The organism is Enterobacter cloacae complex sp. 2024EL-00214, from assembly GCF_043945575.1.
GTDB lineage: Bacteria > Pseudomonadota > Gammaproteobacteria > Enterobacterales > Enterobacteriaceae > Enterobacter > Enterobacter cloacae_P.
In genome coordinates, this window is record NZ_JBIMRC010000036.1 from 1 (window position 1) to 20,581 (window position 20,581).

Annotated in this window: 19 protein-coding genes and 1 pseudogene; all 20 read right to left on the reverse strand. The window is 44.9% G+C overall.

Annotated elements, in window-relative coordinates; all coding sequences use genetic code 11:
• Nucleotides 1–124 (reverse strand): hypothetical protein (locus ACHHZ6_RS23970; RefSeq protein ID WP_395123167.1); only part of this gene is annotated, 124 nt, incomplete at its 3' end.
• An 18-nt stretch (nt 125–142) separates the two neighbouring features.
• Nucleotides 143–1,570 (reverse strand): mannose-1-phosphate guanyltransferase, encoded by a 1,428-nt coding sequence (gene cpsB / locus ACHHZ6_RS23975; RefSeq protein ID WP_395123151.1) that lies wholly within the window; start codon nt 1,568–1,570, stop codon nt 143–145.
• 8 nt (nt 1,571–1,578) lie between these two features.
• The gene (locus tag ACHHZ6_RS23980) at nt 1,579–2,688 is read right to left on the reverse strand and encodes a glycosyltransferase (RefSeq protein ID WP_395123152.1); all 1,110 of its coding nucleotides are present in this window, start codon (nt 2,686–2,688) and stop codon (nt 1,579–1,581) included.
• The gene (locus ACHHZ6_RS23985; RefSeq protein WP_395123153.1) at nt 2,689–3,744 is read right to left on the reverse strand and encodes a glycosyltransferase family 4 protein; all 1,056 of its coding nucleotides are present in this window, start codon (nt 3,742–3,744) and stop codon (nt 2,689–2,691) included.
• A complete protein-coding gene (locus tag ACHHZ6_RS23990) occupies nt 3,741–5,015 on the reverse strand; it encodes an oligosaccharide repeat unit polymerase (RefSeq protein ID WP_395123154.1) in 1,275 nt (424 codons plus the stop codon). The genes ACHHZ6_RS23985 and ACHHZ6_RS23990 overlap by 4 nt, the downstream gene beginning before the upstream one ends.
• A 49-nt stretch (nt 5,016–5,064) precedes the next feature.
• A complete protein-coding gene (locus tag ACHHZ6_RS23995; protein WP_395123155.1) occupies nt 5,065–5,958 on the reverse strand; it encodes a glycosyltransferase family 2 protein in 894 nt (297 codons plus the stop codon).
• Between the two features lie 18 nt (nt 5,959–5,976).
• The gene (locus ACHHZ6_RS24000) at nt 5,977–7,434 is read right to left on the reverse strand and encodes a flippase (protein WP_395123156.1); all 1,458 of its coding nucleotides are present in this window, start codon (nt 7,432–7,434) and stop codon (nt 5,977–5,979) included.
• Between the two features lie 2 nt (nt 7,435–7,436).
• The gene (locus ACHHZ6_RS24005) at nt 7,437–8,261 is read right to left on the reverse strand and encodes an NAD-dependent epimerase/dehydratase family protein (protein WP_395123157.1); all 825 of its coding nucleotides are present in this window, start codon (nt 8,259–8,261) and stop codon (nt 7,437–7,439) included.
• Nucleotides 8,254–8,814 (reverse strand): dTDP-4-dehydrorhamnose 3,5-epimerase, encoded by a 561-nt coding sequence (gene rfbC / locus ACHHZ6_RS24010; RefSeq protein ID WP_395123158.1) that lies wholly within the window; start codon nt 8,812–8,814, stop codon nt 8,254–8,256. Before rfbC ends, ACHHZ6_RS24005 begins: the two co-directional genes overlap by 8 nt.
• 27 nt (nt 8,815–8,841) lie before the next feature.
• Nucleotides 8,842–9,717, reverse strand: coding sequence for a glucose-1-phosphate thymidylyltransferase RfbA (rfbA, locus tag ACHHZ6_RS24015; protein WP_395123159.1), 876 nt, complete (start codon nt 9,715–9,717; stop codon nt 8,842–8,844).
• A 31-nt stretch (nt 9,718–9,748) separates the two neighbouring features.
• Nucleotides 9,749–10,831 (reverse strand): dTDP-glucose 4,6-dehydratase, encoded by a 1,083-nt coding sequence (gene rfbB / locus ACHHZ6_RS24020; RefSeq protein ID WP_395123160.1) that lies wholly within the window; start codon nt 10,829–10,831, stop codon nt 9,749–9,751.
• A gap of 32 nt (nt 10,832–10,863) precedes the next feature.
• Nucleotides 10,864–11,448 (reverse strand): acyltransferase, encoded by a 585-nt coding sequence (locus tag ACHHZ6_RS24025; protein WP_395123161.1) that lies wholly within the window; start codon nt 11,446–11,448, stop codon nt 10,864–10,866.
• Nucleotides 11,448–12,041, reverse strand: coding sequence for a CatB-related O-acetyltransferase (locus ACHHZ6_RS24030; RefSeq protein WP_395123162.1), 594 nt, complete (start codon nt 12,039–12,041; stop codon nt 11,448–11,450). Before ACHHZ6_RS24030 ends, ACHHZ6_RS24025 begins: the two co-directional genes overlap by 1 nt.
• Before the next feature lie 318 nt (nt 12,042–12,359).
• Entirely contained in the window at nt 12,360–13,253 is an 894-nt protein-coding gene (galF, locus tag ACHHZ6_RS24035; protein WP_395123163.1) for a UTP--glucose-1-phosphate uridylyltransferase GalF, read from the reverse strand.
• A 176-nt stretch (nt 13,254–13,429) separates the two neighbouring features.
• Nucleotides 13,430–14,821: a colanic acid biosynthesis protein WcaM gene (gene wcaM / locus ACHHZ6_RS24040; protein ID WP_196390214.1), complete on the reverse strand. Its 1,392-nt coding sequence runs from the start codon at nt 14,819–14,821 to the stop codon at nt 13,430–13,432.
• A 12-nt stretch (nt 14,822–14,833) separates the two neighbouring features.
• Nucleotides 14,834–16,054, reverse strand: coding sequence for a colanic acid biosynthesis glycosyltransferase WcaL (gene wcaL / locus ACHHZ6_RS24045; RefSeq protein ID WP_395123164.1), 1,221 nt, complete (start codon nt 16,052–16,054; stop codon nt 14,834–14,836).
• Nucleotides 16,051–17,331, reverse strand: a complete 1,281-nt coding sequence (wcaK, locus tag ACHHZ6_RS24050) for a colanic acid biosynthesis pyruvyl transferase WcaK (RefSeq protein ID WP_395123165.1) — start codon at nt 17,329–17,331, stop codon at nt 16,051–16,053. The genes wcaL and wcaK overlap by 4 nt, the downstream gene beginning before the upstream one ends.
• Before the next feature lie 17 nt (nt 17,332–17,348).
• Entirely contained in the window at nt 17,349–18,827 is a 1,479-nt protein-coding gene (wzxC, locus tag ACHHZ6_RS24055; protein ID WP_395123166.1) for a colanic acid undecaprenyl disphosphate flippase WzxC, read from the reverse strand.
• Between the two features lies 1 nt (nt 18,828).
• A complete protein-coding gene (wcaJ, locus tag ACHHZ6_RS24060; RefSeq protein WP_182271977.1) occupies nt 18,829–20,223 on the reverse strand; it encodes an undecaprenyl-phosphate glucose phosphotransferase in 1,395 nt (464 codons plus the stop codon).
• 86 nt (nt 20,224–20,309) lie between these two features.
• A pseudogene (locus ACHHZ6_RS24065) lies at nt 20,310–20,581 on the reverse strand (phosphomannomutase CpsG); the annotation flags it as partial.

The window sequence follows — 20,581 nt, forward strand, 5'->3', positions numbered from 1 at the left end:
CGATGGTCTGCGGTTTTAAATATTCGCCGTACGCGCGGCCAATGCGCCACGCAATATCTTCATTCAGCTCTTCACCCAGCTTGCCGCGAATATCGTAGGCTTTAAAACAGGTTAATTTTTCCATGATAGTTTTACCGTAATCTCAAACACGACCATATCTGTCAGCCAAACGCACAATATCATCTTCTCCAAGATAGGAACCGGAGCGAACCTCAATCAATTCCAGAGGGATCTTTCCAGGGTTTTCCAGACAGTGCGTTGCTCCAACAGGAATATAAACAGACTCGTTTTCGCCAAGCAGTTTTGTTTGTTCATTGATTGTGACTTGCGCAGTTCCCGCAACAACAATCCAATGCTCGGCACGGTGGTGATGCATCTGAAGAGAAATACCTTCACCTGGTTTCACGGTAAGTCGCTTGACCTGATAACGGCTCCCCGTATCAATCGAGTCATATTTGCCCCAGGGACGATAAACTTCGCGGTGAGTATGGTGCTCATGGCGGCCATCTGCTTTGATCGATTCAACAATCTTTTTTACGTCCTGAACAGCATTGCGATCGGCAATCAGTACAGCATCCTTAGTCTGCACAACGACCAGATCTTTCACACCAACGGTAGCCAACAGACCTGATTCAGAATACAGGAAGCTATTTTCCGTATTGCAAGACAAAACATCGCCTGTTATGACATTCCCTTCGGCCGTCTTATGGCTGATGTCCCAAAGCGATGACCAGGATCCCACGTCACTCCAGCCAGCATCCATTGGTACTACAACAGCATCAGAAGTCTGTTCCATCACAGCATAATCGATCGATTCGTCAGGACAGGCCCGGAAAGCATCCTGGTCAACACGAATAAAATTAAGATCAGGATCGACAGTACTCATTGCTTTTTCGCAGGCTTCAAGAATATCTGGACGATATTTTTTCAGTTCCTCAAGATAGCGATCGGCACGAAACAGGAACATACCGCTATTCCAGTAATACTCTCCGCAAGCAACATAAGCTTCAGCAGTTTCCAGATTTGGTTTCTCAACAAATTTTGCGACGTTAAAAGCATCAGCAAATTCAGCATCACCACAAGGAACCCCACGGCGGATGTACCCGTAACCCGTCTCTGGTTTATTCGGAACAATACCAAAGGTCACAAGCTTACCATTTTCAGCATAAGGCAAAGCCTTGCGAACTGAGCTGCGAAAGGCATCTTCGTCCTGAATGACATGGTCTGCAGCCAGTACAAGCATGAGCGCATTACCATCAGGTTGGGTACGCACTGCAGCAAGTGCTGCCAGCGCTATCGCTGGAGCAGTATTTCGACCAACAGGCTCGAGAATAATGTTTTCAGTAAGTTTATTCATCTGGCGCAGTTGCTCAGCAACGATAAAGCGGTGCTGCTCGTTACAAATAACGACCGGGCTTTCACATTCGATACCTTGCAATCGATTAATCGTCGCTTGTAACATTGTCAGCTCACCTTCCAGGCAAAGAAATTGCTTTGGATAGAGAACTCGAGAAAGCGGCCATAAACGACTGCCGGAACCGCCGGCCATAACAACAGGAAATAATGACATTATTGCACTCACTTTAATGTTGAATATAAATTAATTATATTCTTAACCATCAATTCTTTGGTAAACATAGTATCAAATCTGGTCTTCGCACCTTTACTATAAGTTTCGCTCCCATGAATCGCCGAGACTATTCCTTTAGCAAGTGCTTTAGCATCATTTGGCTCAACAACTATTCCAGTCTCGTTGTGCTGGTTAACCCAAGCTACACCACTACGTGGAATATTTGTCGATACCAGTGGTCTGGAGAAACTCATGGCTTCAAGCTGGACTACACCAAATGCTTCTGACTCATGAATTGAAGGCAGACAAAAAACATCACAAGCTTTATAATATGAAGCCAAATCAGAATAGTTAATACTTCCAAGTAAGACTACCTTATCTGACAAACCATCATTAATCACTTTTTGTTTTAACGTGTCGATCAATGGGCCTGTGCCACCAATTAAAACAACATAATTATCGGGAAGTTCTTTTGCTGCATCAATCAGGTACTCCATCCCTTTATAATAAACAAGGCGACCTAATGAAAATATAATTTTTTTGTCTTGATAATGCTGCCTGATATTTTTTTCAAGTTCCTCATTTAGAGGCATAACATGTGTGTCTACACCAATGGGAATACAGACAATTTTATCCTGATAAGGTTGCAGCGTAGGAGAAGACTGGCCGTAAACTGGACTCGTGACAATAATACTCGTACTTTTATCTAAAATCCATTTTTGCAACGGAGAAAAAAACATCAGCAACTTCTTCTGTTTAACAATGTCACTGTGCCAATGAAGAACAATCTTCCCTTTTGGTGGAAATAAAAACAGAGCCAATACGGCTAACGGATTTGGAAGATGGACATGAATCACATCATAATTATTTCTGATCTCCCGCCAGCGAGAAATCAGGGAGAATGATAATGGAGTAGAAAAAAGCTGAGCGAACAGTTTCTGGCGATAAATCTTATAATGGAATTTACCGTCGTTTTCTCTTTCCCCTATTGGGTCAACACACAATACATCAACAGGCTGGTCATTATTTTTTGCAATACCTTCACTTATATCGAATGCAACCTGCTCGATTCCACCATGTACTGGAGGGTAGAATTTACTAACTTGTAACACCTTCATTCAAATATTCCTTTGAGAGATTACATCCAAAAGTTTCAATGCAACATCACGCACGTCAAATTGTTCCAGTCTGTGATATCCATTGCGTATTAGCACTGGACTGATCTCATCATAATTATCAACTAATTCATGTAGTTTAGTACTAAAATCGGCTGAGTCCTCTGGGTTAAAATAGTACGCAGCATCACCACAGACTTCAGGGATACTAGCGCGATCAGATGCCATCACAGGGCAACCGCGTTGCATTGCTTCCAGAGGAGGAAGTCCGAATCCTTCATATAGTGAAGGATAAACAAAAATAGAAGCTTCTCTATATTTTAATTCCAATTCCTCATCGGACAAGTAGCCACAAAATTTAATTCTCTCATGCTGCGAAAAAGTCACTTTCGAGAAAGCAGTTCCCAATCCACCGACCACGACTAATTTATAATCTTCGATACCTGAGTTCAAAAAAGCGTTGATTACAAATTCTATATTCTTTCTCGGTTCAAGTGTTCCTACTAACAAAATCTCATTACGTTTTGCAGACTCAGTTTCATTTTTTTTATAAACTTTAACACTTGTATCAACAGAATTACGCAATACAGTAATTTTATCGGAGTCAACAGCAAGAAACTTCTCTATCTCAGCTTTAGAAAAATCACTTACTGTAAATATTCCTAGTGCATATTTCGATTGAATGGTGTAATTAATCTTATACACCGCACGATACAAGAAGCGAAACCATTTTGGATATGCATACAATGACATATCATGAATAGTAAAGTAACAATTCTTATAAAATGCCGGAGAAAGGCCAGTGAAACAAAGCAGCAATGGACTACCAATGCTTTTCAGATAACGAGGTAATTCAATTTGTTCCCAAAAATGGCCGTTACGTTTTCCAACTTCAAGAATATTAAACTCCTGCGCCCATCGCTCATCAATAAGTGCAGCATTTGGCGTTAAGAAACAAATATCAGGCACGTATTTAACCAGTTCGCGACATAATACTAATGCATACTGTTGCACACCAGTTTTGCGTTGAGTCAAAAATCTCGCATTAATATAAATCATTTATTACTCGGCATTCTGTAAATGTAACACTGAAACATAAAGAAGGAATAGAAAAGAATAAACCTAAATGGTAATGTAAACAGCATAGAGGCCACGATATACATTAAAATTATAAAATAACTTTTGTTTACCTTAAGTCTTGCTGATAACAGACAAATGCTCATAACGAACAAGAACAACCCAGGCAATCCAAATGTTAAAATAATAAAACTTAAGACATCTTTTGGTGCAAAACTCTCAAATGCACTGGGGTCCTGTGACGACAAGTAAGATTTCATTTCGTTACAGTTTACATCCAGACTAGAAAGAGCATTGCAATAATCAATAATAAAAGGTTGCAGCGTACTTTTAAAACCATAGACCCCACTACCTAATGGATAGTCACTTAGATGCCAGATGCTTACTATCGGAAAGCCAAGACGAGTTACATAGGTCATCGTGGCAGGATTTGACGAATGTGAAGCAATCAGTGCAAAAAAATCATAGTAAGTAAATGCAAGACTAACAAAGAGAATTATAAAAGATAATGGAATGAGCTGATACGTATAATTTAAAAAACCTTTAAATTTAAAAAAATAAGTCAACCCAAGAAGAACAGGAATAATGAGGAATGAGAATTTTGCACCTGAAATATATGTAGCAAATGCGAACACCAATGCAAGAAGAAGTCGATACTTTTGGTTTGATAATATGACCATCAGAAACATCAGGCCATAAAAGTACCCGTTTAAACTTGGTTCAGCGAAAGTTCCAGCAAATCGAAAATTTTCATCATACAACCAAGCGCCACCTAACACTTTAACATGGTAGCCTTGCTTTGCCATAAAGTAGAGTATCAGAGCCATACCCAGGAATGCGCTCGACATCTTTACAGAAAACCGATAGATATTAAAATATCGCTCAAGATCCTTAGCATAGCAGAATATGATAAACCACAATAACATATTCAGTAAAAGTGCTAAGGTCTTATCATAGTCATCACCATGATAAAACGCCCCCAGTGCTGCACCTATAATAAGGATAAATGAGAATAATGTTATTTTAAAAAGATCAAAACTACGAATTTTAAAAATTATGAGTAATACAAAAACTAATATTATCTTTATGCTAAAATCAACAATGCTAGACAGACCTTTCATCAATCCTATCTGAGAAAAATCAACACCGCTGAAGAGAGAGTTTACTAATAATAGCCCAATGAGAGATTTGACAATAAAAGTTGTCGTTAAATTATAATTGTTGACAAGTGTGCTACTAGAAATTTCGCTCACCACGACCTCTTAATTATTCCTGACAGACATATAATAATGAGTTTAACATTTATTTTTTAAGCATTAACCCATCGACAATACCCCTAATAAATGCCTTATATATTTTATAGGGAGTTTTGCGACAAAGTGGATAAATCAACCGAGTTATGATAGTAAATAAAATGCTCATAATATAATAAGGTGCTTCAATATTTTTTCTGGCAAAAAATATGCGGTTTCGAGTCAGATAATACGCACCAAATAGACTCAATCCACCACCAGTGGAAGTACTGACTTTATGAAATACGAGTGGCTCGTTAAGAATTCGAACATTGTTACCTGCTTTGTGCGCACGATACAGGAAATCTGTGTCATCGTAGTACGCAAAGTAACGAGCATCCATCATCCCAATAGCGGTAAAAACGGAAGCATGAACAAGTAAGAAGCATGTTGGTGCGTAATCACATTCTTTCGGGATGTCAGCATGAACGTCTTTGTAGTCAGCACCCTCAAACAAATGAGACGCTATTGCCTTCTTCTTATTGAAGAATGCCCCTGCATACCACACTTTTTTTTCTGGATAACTAAAGATGACAGGAGAAACCAACCTGCATTGTTCCTCTTCAGCCAGATCTAGCATTTTGCTAAGTGTATCTTCGCCTTCAAAAATCAGGTCATTATTAGTGAGTAATATATACTCACACCCTTCTTTAAGAGCTTGTTCAATACCCTGATTGTTGGCCTGTGCGACTCCAACATTGTTACCCTCGTTATTTATGAAGGTATACTCTATGTTCTTAGTCTGGAGCAGCTCTTGCGTTAAGTTTAGAGAGTCCTGGTTTGTACTATTATCGACAATATAGAGATGTTTGTTCTGATAATTTTGTTTTTCAACACTCAAATAAAAATCAGGTAACACACCCGGAGAATTGAACAAAACTGTGACGAGCCCAACTTTTTTCACACTTTCACCATAACTAATTTAGTATTGATTTAGTAAATTTTTTATGCTTTTTACTTGCTTTAAAATGAATACAACAAATGCAGCAACACAGACGACCTGGATACCATAAACAATACAATGCGTCTTTACCGATTCCGTCATTACAAGGCTAACCAAACCAACGGCAATCATCAGAGGTATAAGCAGGAATGAGACAAATATCATTTTCGATTTTGTTTCTGCTTCAGCCCGATACTTGCATGCGTAAACAATCATGATCAACACACCTGATATGAATGTCGAGTAGGCAATTCCAATGGCTCCATAAATACGGACAAAGAAAATCGATAAAGCAAAGTTAAATAAACCTTCAATCACCGGCAAATAGGCAATAGACAACTGCTTTCCATAAGCGACCAACATGAGTCCATAGGGTGCTGCAATCATTCGAATGAGATAAGCTGCAAGCAGCAAAGAGAACATAATGTGTAAACTAACAGCTTGTTGATACCCCAACCAGACGCCAAGTATATGAATTGAGATAAACCAGGCAATAAAAACACCAATGAAAACTATCATCGCGAAAAGGAAGGTCAGTTTATTAACCAGAAGTTCAACATGCTGGTTTTTCCCTTGGTTATGCATTCTTAGCATAGGTTGAATGATAGGATTAATCATAGCCCCGAGGATCCCTACCCCAGTATTAACAAGAGTCATCAACACTGCAAACCCGGCAAGTTCCTGGAAGGCAAATTTACCGACAGTGAAGGTGCCTATTCCTGAAATTAAGAACTGAGCAATATTCCACACCAACAATCCACTAAAAAACACTACTATGGTTCTAAATAACTCTTTATCAAATGCTACTTTTATTTTTTCAGTTCGGTTTTTTATTTTATACAGAACATAAAATGCCAGTTGGTTAAAACTGTTTATTATAAAATAAACCCATGCAATTACATCAAGCCCGTGGTCAACAAGCATGAGGATCGAGGCACCCAGCAAAATCTTAAAAAAGATATTTACGCGAGCAGTTACGTCGTTACATTCTATGCCTGTGAAATAACCAACAAAAGGTGCAGAAATATTATTTATAACAAATGAAGCACTAATAAGAATAAATATCTGTTTAGCATTAACACTTGTTTCTGCTACTTCTGGGAATAAAGAGAAAAAGAATTGTGCTAAAACTAAGATACCACTTAAACATACCACACCGAGTAGCAGAGCAAACAACAATGACTGATGCATTGCCTTTTGGCGTCTCAGGAGATCATTTAAATAGAGGGCGACATAGCGCCCTACCGTAACCTGAATACCTATCCCAATGATTCCGACCAAAACACCTACCTGAAGGGTAAGCGACCAGATCGAAAAATCGACCTTTGAAAGATTATGTAATAAGACAGGAGAGATGACCACTCCAAGTATTACATTTGAGAAGCCATTTATTATATTGGAGAAAGAATTCTTAACTAACCTTCTGAAACCACTCATATTTATTTCGCCAGTTCATCTTTATAACTAGCTATCATAATTTTTAAATCCTCAAGCACATGTTGAGGTTTAAAATCAGAATACTGAGCAGATAATTTTTTTATGCTGGTAATTGGGAATTCTTCACGAGGGAAATTTCCATCATGCCAGTTAACCTTACAGGCCGTTTCATTCTGGATAACATCAGCAATCTCTTTTGCTGTAACATTAAATCCCGATGCCACGTTGTATATTTCTTTATTAGTGTTTTTATGTTCGGCTAGCCACACACAAACTTTAGCTACATCATTTACCGAGACATAATCTTTGGCATATTCAGGTGCGACAAACATGTTTATTTCACCATTATTAATGGCATGCCGGATAATTGAAGGCAGGAACAATGTACTGTTGAGAGCTAATCCATAAACATTGCTCGGACGAACTACGGTAACATCACGTTCGCTCTTAAGGCACAACTCTTCTGCTACCAGTTTTGTAAGGTTAAAGAGCTTTCTGTTATCATCGGCGGTAACAACCAGATCGTCAGTTTCATTCGCGCTACTATAGTTCATATAGACTCGCGTTGACGATATATATACCAGTTTCTCAAATTTCGCATTCTGCAACAATCTTGCTAACAAGACTGTGTTTGCTTCGAGCACAGAGAAGTAGCTTTTTGCACAATCACCATTACCGGCGCAATAGATAACTTTCCCCAAGTCACCGCCCAGAGAATTGCATGTAGTACGGTCGGGAACAACAACTTCATGACCCTGTTCCCGAAGCAACGTAACTATATGGGAACCAATAAAGCCGTTACCACCTATAACTGTATACTTAGACATTATTCCAGCCTTTCAGAATCTGTTCTTTGATACTTGCAAGGGAAGGTAAAATACAGTCTTTTGCTGAGACCACGGGATTCGAAACTGGCCATTCTATACCCAATTCCGGATCGTTCCAGATAAGCCCGCCTTCATCAGTGGGATCATAGTAATCCGTGCATTTATACTGGAAACTTGCCGTATCACTCAGCACACAGAAGCCATGAGCGAAACCGGGCGGAATATAAAACTGGAGAAAATTATCTTCGGACAGAATAACCGAATGATGCTGGCCAAAAGTTGACGACCCTGGACGGAGATCAACAGCAACATCAAATACGGTGCCTTGAGTTACTGAAACAAGTTTACCCTGTGGCTTTGTTTTCTGAAAATGCAGTCCGCGCAGGACATTTTTTGTGGATTTGGAACGGTTATCCTGTACAAAGTCCAGGTCGAATCCCAGCTCCTGGTAGCGTTTTTTTTGATACACTTCGAAGAAATAGCCTCGTTCATCACCAAACACTTTTGGTTCAATAATGACGGCATCTTTTAAAGGGGTTTCAATAATTTTCATACGTATCTAAGTATTCTAAGTTAGAAATTAGTCTTTGGCCAAATGCTGTAAATATTTGCCATAGTCGTTTTTATTGAGTTCTTTAGCTAATTTTGCTAACTGTTTCTTATCGATAAAACCTTTACGGAACGCAATTTCTTCAGGGCAAGAAACTTTGAGCCCCTGACGTGATTCAATAGTCTGAATAAAATTCCCAGCCTCAATCAAACTTTCATGAGTGCCAGTATCAAGCCATGCGTAACCGCGCCCCATAATCGCCACAGAGAGTTCATTTTTTTCCAGATAAATACGGTTGATATCTGTAATTTCCAACTCACCGCGGGCTGATGGTTTTAGCTGTTTAGCCATTTCAATGACGTCATTATCATAGAAATAGAGACCAGTGACCGCATAATTACTTTTTGGTTTCAGTGGTTTCTCTTCTAAAGAGAGCGCCTTGCCATTTTCATCAAAATCCACGACGCCATAACGCTCGGGATCTTTCACATGATATGCAAAGACTGTAGCCCCTTTCTCCTGATTCACTGCCATTTCAAGTTCTTTCGGTAAATCGTGACCATAAAAAACATTATCGCCAAGAACCAGAGCGCAAGAATCCTCACCGATGAATTCTTCACCGATAATAAAGGCCTGGGCAAGACCATCTGGGCTTTCCTGAACTTTATACTCAATGTTCAGTCCCCATTTGTTACCATTGCCGAGCAGCTGCTCAAAGCGTGGTGTATCCTGAGGCGTACTAATGATGAGAATATCCCGAATACCCGCAAGCATCAACGTGCTTAACGGATAATAAATCATCGGCTTATCATAGATAGGCAGCAACTGTTTACTGACGGCCATCGTGACTGGGTAAAGGCGAGTACCTGAACCACCAGCTAAAATAATTCCTTTTCTTTTTGACATGTTCAAAGCTTCTTATTACGGATTGAAAAGATTAGCGTTGCTCGTAATTTTCGTTGATCCAGTCCTGGTAAGCACCACTCATAACATTTTGGACCCAATCCTGATTATTAAGGTACCAATGAATCGTTTTCTTAATTCCAGATTCAAATGTCTCTTCAGGTTTCCAGCCAAGTTCCAGAGTGATCTTGCTTGCATCAATCGCATAGCGGCGATCGTGGCCAGGTCGATCAGCAACGTAAGAGATCAATTGACTGTATGAGGTATCTTTCGGCACAATTTCGTTAAGAATGTCGCAGATCGTCTGCACCACTTCGATATTCTTTTTCTCGTTGTAGCCACCAATGTTGTAGGTTTCCCCTACTACGCCTTTAGTTATTACGGCATAGAGTGCGCGGGCATGATCTTCAACAAACAGCCAGTCACGAATTTGATCACCTTTACCGTAGATCGGAAGTGGTTTACCCTGCAAGGCATTCAGGATCACTAGCGGGATTAATTTCTCGGGGAAATGATACGGACCGTAGTTGTTCGAGCAATTAGTAACAATAACAGGGAAATTATAAGTACGGTGCCATGCGCGAACTAAATGATCGCTTGAGGCTTTGGATGCGGAATAAGGGCTACTTGGGGCATAAGACGTTTTTTCAGTAAACAATGGTAGGCTGATATCTTTATCCCACTCATCTGGATGAGGGAGATCACCATACACCTCATCAGTAGAAATATGGTGAAAACGAAAACTTTTTTTCTTTTCATCTGTCAGACCGTGCCAGTATTTTCTGGCAGCTTCCAGCAAAACATAAGTTCCAACGATATTTGTCTCAATAAATGCTGCAGGACCAGTAATCGAACGGTCAACGTGACTTTCGGCCGCCAAATGCATAACTGCATCTGGTTTATGGGTAGCAAAAATTGTATCTAATGCTTGTGCATCACAAATATCGGCATGAACAAAAGCATAACGATCGCTCTTATCAATATCTTTTAAAGACTGAAGGTTACCTGCATAGGTTAACTTATCAACATTCACCACAGAATCAGTTGTTGAGTTAATAATATAACGTGTTAATGCAGAACCGATGAAACCGGCACCACCAGTAACTAATATTTTCATTTTTTATCTCAAATAATTAAAAATGGATTATATTAAGGAACACTGATCCATTCATTTCGTTCGAAACAGTATTTTTTGATAACTTTTGCAGGTACACCTGCACAAACAGAATAATCGGGTATATCTTTCGTAACTACAGAGTTTGCTGCGACTACACTATTTCTGCCAATGCAAACTCCTATGATGGAGACATTTTCCCCAATCCAAGCACCCTCTTTAATAACCACATCGCCTTTGAATATCACAGGTTGTTTGCTTACTGGAATCTGGATATCTTTGTATTCATGAAGGTTATCTGATATATATACCTTATCGGCGATCAGTACGTCTTTTTCGATAATTACACGGCGGACACTTACAATATGTAAAAAACGGCCAATATAAACGTTATCACCAATATTCAGAATAGGATTATGGTTATCAATTTTTAATGCCAATGCCCACAATCCCGGTTGGATGACTACTCTATCGCCAACCTCTATATATTCAACCCCTTGCAATATATCAGGTTTAAAAATACCACTTTTGATTCCAAATTTTTTAAATGAAAAGCGAAATAAAATAGAAGATAAAAGTGTAGCTATTTTCCGCCTGACCTTGAAAATTAACTCATACATTATAATTCCTTTTTAAATTTTGAGGAAAATTCTACAAGGGTGTCTAAATCAAATTCCCACCAGGAACAGTTTATATTTTGTCTTTCCCGAATGAATTTAGCAGGAACACCAGCTACGATAGTATAAGGTTGAACATCTTTGGTGACAACCGATCCAGCCCCAATTACGGCACCATCGCCAATAGTTACGCCATCCATTATGATGGCATTTACGCCAATCCAGACATCGTTACCTATAGTGATTTTTTCAGATTCAGCGATAGATTCAACCACATCTTCATTAACTCTATGATTTTTCAATCTATATGGAAAACAGGTATTTTCTGAGTAAAATATGGGATGTGTAGAAAAAAAATTAACTGGATGTTTTCCAAGTCCTATTTTTACACCTTCTGCTATTGAACAAAACTTCCCAATATGACAATTATTAACAGTTGCGTTTCCCGCAAAATATGTATAATCACCTATTACAGAATTAGTTATATTTGCACGACGAAATAAGACAGTATAGCGACCGAATTGTGTAGACCTGTTTTTTCTTTTATAAAAATATGATAACAGTTTTATTTTCATTCTCGATAAAGCTTGCTTCATATAGTGACCTACACTGTGTAATATCAATCTACTTTGGAAAAATGAACGCTACCGCCCCTGGCTCAACAGCTACCAGTACACTGAAACTTATGGGTAAATTGTTCAAAAATCAATCTTTCTTACGCATTGGTACTAAAGATTTAATCTGATATTGTGATCCTAATTGCACATCAAGACAAGAAAAAACCATGATTTACTGTATTGGTTTTTCTTAACTGCAGTATGTGACCACTTGATTTAAAAAAAAACGGCAAAGAGCGATGGGAAAATGTCATTAGCTCTTCTGCCGCCATTGTGTTTTGTCTAATTACCAGACAGCTACTCAGCCAATAGTTGCTCTATCTTTTTACGGAGCTTCGTCCCTTCCTTCAGGTTACGCAGCCCGTAGTTTACAAATGCCTGCATATACCCCATTTTCTTACCGCAGTCGTAGCTGTCGCCGGTCATCAGCATGGCATCAACAGACTGTTTTTTCGCCAGCTCGGCAATTGCATCAGTCAGTTGAATACGGTCCCAGGCACCTGGCTCGGTTTTTTCCAGTTCGGTCCAGATATCCGCATTGAGGACATAACGTCCTACCGCCATCAAATCGGAATCCAGCGTCTGTGGCTGATCCGGTTTTTCGATGAACTCAACGATACGGCTCACCTGCCCTTCCGTCTCCAGCGCTTCTTTTGTCTCAATAACCGAGTACTCAGAAAGGTCGCCATCCATGCGTTTAGCCAGTACCTGGCTACGACCGGTTTCATTAAACCGTGCGACCATTGCCGCCAGGTTGTAACGCAGCGGATCTGCAAAAGCACTATCGATAATGATATCCGGCAGTACCACGATAAACGGATTGTCACCGACAATCGGGCGAGCGCACAAAATGGAGTGCCCCAGACCCAGCGGCTGCGCCTGACGCACGTTCATGATGGTCACGCCAGGAGGACAGATAGACTGAACTTCCGCCAGCAGCTGACGCTTTACGCGCTGCTCAAGCAACGCTTCGAGTTCATAAGAGGTGTCGAAGTGGTTCTCTACTGCATTCTTGGAAGAATGTGTAACCAGGACGATTTCTTTGATACCTGCAGCAACAATCTCATCGACGATGTATTGAATCATCGGCTTGTCGACGATCGGTAGCATCTCTTTAGGAATGGCTTTTGTGGCTGGCAGCAAATGCATGCCCAGACCCGCTACCGGAATGACTGCTTTCAAATTAATCATTATTTCTTCCACCTTAAAATGGTTGACGAATTATATCTCTTAAACCTGTTTTCGCCAGCATGTTTTGCCGTAATCCGGGGCTGATGTTACGCCTTAGCACCACAAATTACAGTAGTTGTAATCTGATTAGATCGCGATTCTGCTCCAGGAAAAATCTCAAAACAACCAACTGGTGATTATCTGCGCGGAAGACTGAAATTCAGCCGTTCCGTATTCACCACCAACTGATCGACACGGTCGATATCTACCGAACTCTGCCCTTTCTCGTTTACCGCCTTGATGTTTGCCATCGACAGTAACGTCTCGTCTTTTGCCATAAACTTCCCGCGTACATCTTTGCGCAGATCAAAGTTCATCTTCAGCGCAGGTCCAATAGCAGCCTCCTGCATCACATTGATATTGCGTAAGAAAAGATGCTGTGGTTTGTTGTGCAGTTCCAGCGTGGCGCGCTGTATGTCAACGTTGGTAATGGCGACGAACGAGGTGGCATTACCGGATGAAATCTGTATTCCGCGCAACTTATAGTCAAGCTGACGATTATCAAGGCGAATATCGCTAAGCCTGAAGTTTTGTGGAATCGACAGATAATCCCCCTTTATTACACCATAGCCGATTAACATTCCGGCGCTATTGACCATATCAACATTATCGATGACGAAATTGTCACAGCCATAAATGGCGACGGTGGCGTTGTCTATTCCCGCCTTTTTGCTGAAATCCGGCGTGATATTTTTTGCCTTTATATTCCGAATGATAAAGTGCTTCCCGTTCTCGACGTGCACTAGCTGACGGCAATTGCTGCCCGTGATATTCGCCACCACAAAGTTCTTCACGGTCTGCTTTTCCGGGTAGTCGTTGTCGTAGGTGCTGCCGGCAAGGCCAATACCTATCCCCCAGTTGGTCTTACCGTTGGTGCAGTTGATATTGTCAATCACATGGTCGGAGATCAGGATATTGCGGTCGTTGATGGCCACGTTCCACTCAATGGCATCCCCCTGCAAATGGCTGAATCGACTGTTAGTAATACGGGCACCATCAACCTGATTATAGAACCCCTGGCGCAGAATGGCGTAGTTGGCCTGGCTCACGCTGATATTATCAATCACCAGATTACGCATAACAGCAGGCTGCTTACCGCCGATGAAAATCTGCGCGACAGGGCCAAAACCGCTCATCGCCAGCCCTTTTATCTCGCAGTCAGAGCCGCGAACATCCAGCGTGATGTTCTCCGTGCGTCCCGCGCCTTCGCCAATGACTTTGCTCCCTTCCTGCAGGACAAAACGTCCCCGGCCATTCCCTTTCAATGCCCCCCGGATCAGCAGCGTTTTGCCGTCGGGAATGAAAATCCCGGTATTGATGTTTTCACAGGTGAATCCGGCAGGGACAACGACGGTATCGCCTTCGCTAAACGCTTGCTTAAACGCGGCGATCCAGTCGTTATTGTTGTACTGATTCACAGAGACCGTCTTCCCGGCTGCCGCGTTCGCCGCACGGGAGGACAACAACGGCATGGCTGCCAGGACGGATAAGGAAGAGACAAAGCGGCGTCGAGTCATCTTTTTCAGCATACAACCTCGGTGTTACAACGTTTGCAGCAGGCTCGCTAACTGGCGATTAATCACCTGCTGGTTAAATTCTGCCTCAACTTTTTGTCGGGCATTGTGCAGCACAGGTACCAACGTCTGCGGGTCGATTTCGCTAAATGCGGCCAGACGATCGGCAAGGGCTGGCGCATTGTTCTCAGGCACCAGCCAGCCAGAATAGTCAGACTGGATCAACTCCGGGATCCCGCTGTGTACGGTCGATACCACCGGAATACCGACAGCCATCGCCTCCATCAGTGCCACCGGGATCCCCTCCATATCACCATCGGCTCCGGTCACGGACGGCAGCAGGAACACATCGGCTTCATCAAGCATCACTTTTACCTCGTGGCTCGGCTTGAAGCCCGGCATGTCGACATAGTCTTCCAGCTGATACTGTTCGATAAGCGTGCGCAGGCGGCGCTCCCACGGGCCAATACCCAGAATACGATAACGAAAATCAACGCCGAGCGCCTTCAACTGGCGGCAGGCCTCAATAGCCACATGCAGCCCTTTTTTCTCGGTCAGACGGGCAACAGAGATAATCTGCAACGATGTACCCGGCACCTTCACCGGACGCAGGGTAAAACGCGCCAAATCAACGCCCATTCGCGAAACGGTGATTTTCTCCCCCGGGCAGCCCATGCTTTTCAGCCGTCCGGCCCATAACTCGCTGATGGGTAGCATCATGTCGCCGCGGCGAAAAAGCTGCTGATACTCCGGCGTGTAGTGGTTCAACACTTCGCGGCTGGAGATATCAATCCCGTGAAAAATGGTCGCTATTTTGCCGTCAATCACCCCCAGTTCGCGCAGTTTGGCTGCGGTGACGCCCGCCGGACCAAAGTGGGCGATAAACACATCGGCACGGTACGGCTGCGCCGTTTGTCCGCAGATGGCCGAGAGGATCAGATTGCGTGATTCCGCACCGTAGCGCGAAACATTCAGCGCACGCCAGGTCGAGGGACGATGGATGCCACGCAGGGTTTGTCTGGCCCGGTGGCGCAGCTTACTCATTCTTCCGGACGGTTCATCCTGGAGCCAGCGGGTTTTCGCCTCCAGCCCATATTGCGTATAGGCCGCATGGGTGTTTTGCGTATCGCCCTTTTGCAGGGCGATAATCTCCACGTCATATCCCATATCGATAAACGCGGTGATTTGGTTCAGCACAAAGGTTTCTGACGACAACGGAAATTTCAGTAAGAAGAAACCAACCTTCATTTCCCCTCCCCGACGCGCTCAAGGACAGATTTCACCATCCCGATCCCTTTTTCGCGCTCCGCTTTCACCGCCACGGCCAGACGTTCGTTAATGGCTGGTAGCTGTCCCAGGGTATCGCCAACCATCGCCCCGAGGGAACCGTCCAGCAAGTGACGGATATCAACCGCCATCTCAGGCATGCCGAGCTGCTGCATAATGCCCGCTGATTTGTGCTCGTAGTTAATGGCAATTGCAGGCGTGCCAAAGTTCATGGAGATAATCGCCGAGTGCAGACGGGTACCCACGGTCAGGTCGCAGGCCGAGAGCAGCTTGCCCATCTCCAGGTCGTTCAGTTCGTCCATCACCACGTGATAGCGCGATGGATCATTCACCAGATGGCGCAGGTTCAGCGCTACCATACGGTCATCTTTGTTATAGCTGTCGATACCGGTACAGGTAGAGAGCGCCAGCACCTGATAACCGCTGTCCAGTACGCGGTTAACCACTCCGGCGAAGGCTTCTTCATACGCCGCCTGGGTCGTGCCAAGACGCTTGTCGAATGGCGCAAGCTCGCGCAGGGTAATAGCAACGGTTTTCTGTTTTGCCACCACATCCAGCCAGTGCTGCACCGCATAGCTTGCCTGGAAACGGTCGTCCTGATGATCCACCAGCCAGGCGGTATCCACACCGTGCTCAACTTTTGAGGTGTCGATATCGCTGCGCTTCATCAGATTAAGGCTCACCGATTCACGCAGGATCAGCGCATCACAGTGGGCAAACACATAGTTCGCCAGCTGGTTAAACTGCGGATCCTGGAATGGCCCCACGCTGTGACCAATCATAAACAGCGGTTTTTTTGCCATAAACGTACAGAGTGCATGCTCAAATTGCGGCACACCATAGAGATCGACAAAGAAAGAGCCACCGACCTGAATAATGGCGTCATAGCCCGACAGCAGGCGAACAAAATCGGTAAAACCTTGTGCAATGGCAATGTTGCGCAGCTTGCCGGTATCAGTGACGCGTGAAAGCAACACCTGGTGCTGGTAGCGACGGCGCAGCACTTTCTTCACCCGCCCCATCACACCGGCAACGTTGTTGTGCTGTTTCATCTGGCTGTAGAGCGGGTCGCCCATCACCGGACGGTTCAGCAACCAGGATGAGCTGACCGGATAACGGCTCATCACATCTACTTCTGTCTCAGGCTCAAGAGTGTTAATTGCATCCAATAAACCGCGCAGAATGGCGCTGTCGCCACGGTTGCCGCAGGTATGGTTGCCAAGGATAAGTAATTTCATAATGGCCTCTTAAAGAATTAGCCTGCGCGAAGCAGCGTTTTCATTTTTTCGTTACGGCAAAACTGGCGCTTCATCTCCACCACCAGCGCATTACGTGACAGCACCATCATCACCCCGAACGCAACCGCACCAGCGACAATCTGCACCGCCAGTAAAGCGACCAGCGGCAGATGGCCGCTGAGCACCACGCCCAGGCCATAGCTGACAACAAGCGTTGGCAATGAGAGATAAAACGGTAGCCACAGGCTGAGGATGTACTGACGATAGCTGGAGCCCAGCACCGGTTTGATCATCACGAAGTAGCTCAGAACGGTATTGATGATCTGCACCATCAGGAAGCCGAGCGTGACGCCGATAGCCCCTGCCATGTGCCCACCAACGATAATCGCCGGAATAAACAGGAAGGTTTTGAACACATTGAATTTGAAGCTGATATCAACGCGCGCTTTTGCCATCAGCAGGGAACCAATCGGGTTACCGACGGAGCGCAGCAGCCCCACCACGCACAGCAGTTGCAGGATGGGGATGATGCTGTCCCACTTCTCGCCAAACACCAGCGGCACAACGTTGCTGGAAACCACCATCAGCCCCAGCAGCACCGGGAAGTTGATAATGCCCACAACGGAAAGCAGCTTGTAGAAATTGACCCGCAGCTTCCCGGTATCATCCTGAATTTTGGCGAACGCCGGGAACAGCACGCGGGTGATGATCGGGTTCAGTTTCATCGGCGGCACCACCGCGACGTTGTAGGCCAGGTTATAGCCCCCCGCGACGCTCGCCCCCAGAATGCGCGCCAGCACCAGGGTGGAGAGGTTGGTGTTGACGTAGTTGATGATGCTGTCAGCCGTCAGCCACGCGCCAAAGCGCAGGTTAGATGACACCGAGGCCAGTGAGAAATGCAGCCCCGGGCGGTAAATCTTGCGGCCAAAGAAGCCGAACAGCAGCGTGCGTACGGTTGAGTTCACCAGATACCCGAGGATAGCCGTCATTGCCAGCGGCCAGAAATGGGCGCTCACCACGGTGAAGGTAAAGCCCGCCAGCACGGCACTGGTTTCAATCATGCCGATCTTGTTGAACTCCAGCTCTTTTTGCATCAACGCGCGGAACTGTTGCCCGTGAGGGATCACCACAAAGGCAAACGAGAGCGTGCGCATCAGCGGGGCAAGATCCGGGTTGTTCAGCACACTGGCGATGGTGTCACTCAGCAGGAACACCAGCACAAAAACGACGATCCCAAACCCAACGTTCAGCCAGTAGAGCGTGGTCAGCTCCAGCTGGCTAATCTCCTTGCGCTGAATAATCGAGTTGGCGATCCCGAAGTCAGACAGCGTATCGGCCAGCGCGATAATCACCAGCGATACGGTCAGCAGACCAAACTGGTGATTATCAATAATGCGCGCCAGCACCGTCATCTGCACCAGCCCCAGGCCGATAATGACAATGGTCGCCATTGCTGACCACTTCGCGCCGCTGATGGTTTTTTCACGTAAGCTCATCTTAGTACGCCGCTTTGTTCACAAAACCTTTGAAGATGGTCAGAAAGACGATCTTGATATCAAACCAGAGGCTCCATTCACGGATGTACTCCAGGTCGAACTCGATGCGTTTTTCCATTTTTTCCAGCGTGTCGGTTTCACCGCGCCAGCCGTTGATCTGCGCCCAGCCGGTGATACCAGGCTTCACCTTATGGCGCAGCATGTAACCTTCAATCAGCGAGCGATACTGCTCGTTATGAGCCACCGCGTGCGGACGTGGCCCAACAATCGACATTCCACCGGTAAAGACGTTGATAAACTGCGGCAGCTCATCCAGCGATGTGCGGCGCAGGAAGTTACCCACCCGCGTGACGCGTGGGTCATTTTGCGTCGCCTGAGTCACCACTTTGTCGTTCTCCATCACCTTCATGGAGCGGAACTTCCACACCATAATCGGTTTACCGTCTATGCCGTAGCGGGTCTGGCGGAAGATAATCGGGCCTGGAGAACTCAGCTTAACCGCCAGCGCAATGCAGCACAGCACCGGGGAGATCAGCAGTAAAATCAGTGAGGAAAGAATGATATCTTCGATGCGCTTAAGCACGCGGTTAATGCCCGACAGCGGCGTGTCATACAGCGGTACCACCGGCACACCGTTCACCTCATCAATACGCGAGTGCAGAATATTGAAGGTAAAGACGTCAGGGATGAGGATCACCGAGCAGGTGGTATCTGCAAGTTTGCGAACCAGACGCTTAATGCACGCTTCCTCGCTCATTGGCATGGCAATATAGACGTTATGGATTTTGCCCGCTTTTGCATCGTCGAGCAGTTGTTCAACATTCCCGGCCCAGTCGGACGAAACGCCTCCCGGTCTTGCATCGTGATAAATCCCTACAACCTCAAGACCCAGCCACGGCTCTTTGCGGAAACTGTCCAGCAGGGCTTGTCCGACCGGCAAGTCACCCGCCACGGCAACATAACGCGTGTTGTAGCCGCGATTGCGCAGCCAGCCCGCGCCATAGCGAATGAGCGAACGGCAGACCACCATGCCGACGCTGGTTAGCAGGTACCAGCACAGATAGGTCACCAGCCGGTTGTCAAAATCACGGCTAAACGCCACCAGCCCGGCGCTGAAAATCAGGCTTAACGTCCAGTTTTGCAGTAACAGCATCAGCTCAGTGGTAATTTTTACGCCGCGCCACGAACGGTAGAAATCGGTTATCCCACCGATCATCTGAAACACCACCAGCGCAATCAGAGCCATCAGCAAATGCATGTACAGGAAGGGTTGGCCGCTCACCCAACACACCGCCCACAATCCACCGACCATGATGGTGATATCGGAAAAACGCTGCACCATAGAGATTAACGATGCATTCGTTCTCGCTCGCTCGCGTTTTTTTAGATTCGTCATCGTTGTTCCTTTCGTTCAAAACCTGCCCCTCACCCCGCCCTCTCCCCAAAGGGGAGAGGGTTAGGGTGAGGGGTAAGGTTTTCGTTTTACTGATTCAACAGCGCCAGAATGTCCTGCGTTCGCGCTTCCATCAGTGGGACATCCGCCCGTGATTCCACATTCAGGCGCACCACCGGCTCGGTGTTTGAAGAACGCAGATTGAAGCGCCACTGCGGGAACGACATGCTGATGCCGTCGGTACGGTCAATTTCCAGCGCGTGAATGGCAAAGTGCTGCTCCACGCGGGCAATAGCGTCGGCAGGTTGCGCCAGTTTGCTGTTGATCTCCCCGCTTGCCGGGAACGCCGCCATACGGTCGC

Bases quoted from the DNA above. Each gene is read 5' to 3' on its own strand.
- wcaL (WP_395123164.1), bottom strand. From the start codon at position 16,054: ATGAAGGTTGGTTTCTTCTTACTGAAATTTCCGTTGTCGTCAGAAACC.
- rfbA (WP_395123159.1), bottom strand. From the start codon at position 9,717: ATGTCAAAAAGAAAAGGAATTATTTTAGCTGGTGGTTCAGGTACTCGC.
- wzxC (WP_395123166.1), bottom strand. From the start codon at position 18,827: ATGAGCTTACGTGAAAAAACCATCAGCGGCGCGAAGTGGTCAGCAATG.
- wcaJ (WP_182271977.1), bottom strand. From the start codon at position 20,223: ATGACGAATCTAAAAAAACGCGAGCGAGCGAGAACGAATGCATCGTTA.
- rfbB (WP_395123160.1), bottom strand. From the start codon at position 10,831: ATGAAAATATTAGTTACTGGTGGTGCCGGTTTCATCGGTTCTGCATTA.
- cpsB (WP_395123151.1), bottom strand. From the start codon at position 1,570: ATGTCATTATTTCCTGTTGTTATGGCCGGCGGTTCCGGCAGTCGTTTA.
- wcaK (WP_395123165.1), bottom strand. From the start codon at position 17,331: ATGAAATTACTTATCCTTGGCAACCATACCTGCGGCAACCGTGGCGAC.
- rfbC (WP_395123158.1), bottom strand. From the start codon at position 8,814: ATGAAAATTATTGAAACCCCTTTAAAAGATGCCGTCATTATTGAACCA.
- ACHHZ6_RS24025 (WP_395123161.1), bottom strand. From the start codon at position 11,448: ATGTATGAGTTAATTTTCAAGGTCAGGCGGAAAATAGCTACACTTTTA.
- galF (WP_395123163.1), bottom strand. From the start codon at position 13,253: ATGATTAATTTGAAAGCAGTCATTCCGGTAGCGGGTCTGGGCATGCAT.
- ACHHZ6_RS24005 (WP_395123157.1), bottom strand. From the start codon at position 8,261: ATGTCTAAGTATACAGTTATAGGTGGTAACGGCTTTATTGGTTCCCAT.
- ACHHZ6_RS23985 (WP_395123153.1), bottom strand. From the start codon at position 3,744: ATGATTTATATTAATGCGAGATTTTTGACTCAACGCAAAACTGGTGTG.
- ACHHZ6_RS24030 (WP_395123162.1), bottom strand. From the start codon at position 12,041: ATGAAGCAAGCTTTATCGAGAATGAAAATAAAACTGTTATCATATTTT.
- wcaM (WP_196390214.1), bottom strand. From the start codon at position 14,821: ATGCTGAAAAAGATGACTCGACGCCGCTTTGTCTCTTCCTTATCCGTC.
- ACHHZ6_RS23980 (WP_395123152.1), bottom strand. From the start codon at position 2,688: ATGAAGGTGTTACAAGTTAGTAAATTCTACCCTCCAGTACATGGTGGA.
- ACHHZ6_RS24000 (WP_395123156.1), bottom strand. From the start codon at position 7,434: ATGAGTGGTTTCAGAAGGTTAGTTAAGAATTCTTTCTCCAATATAATA.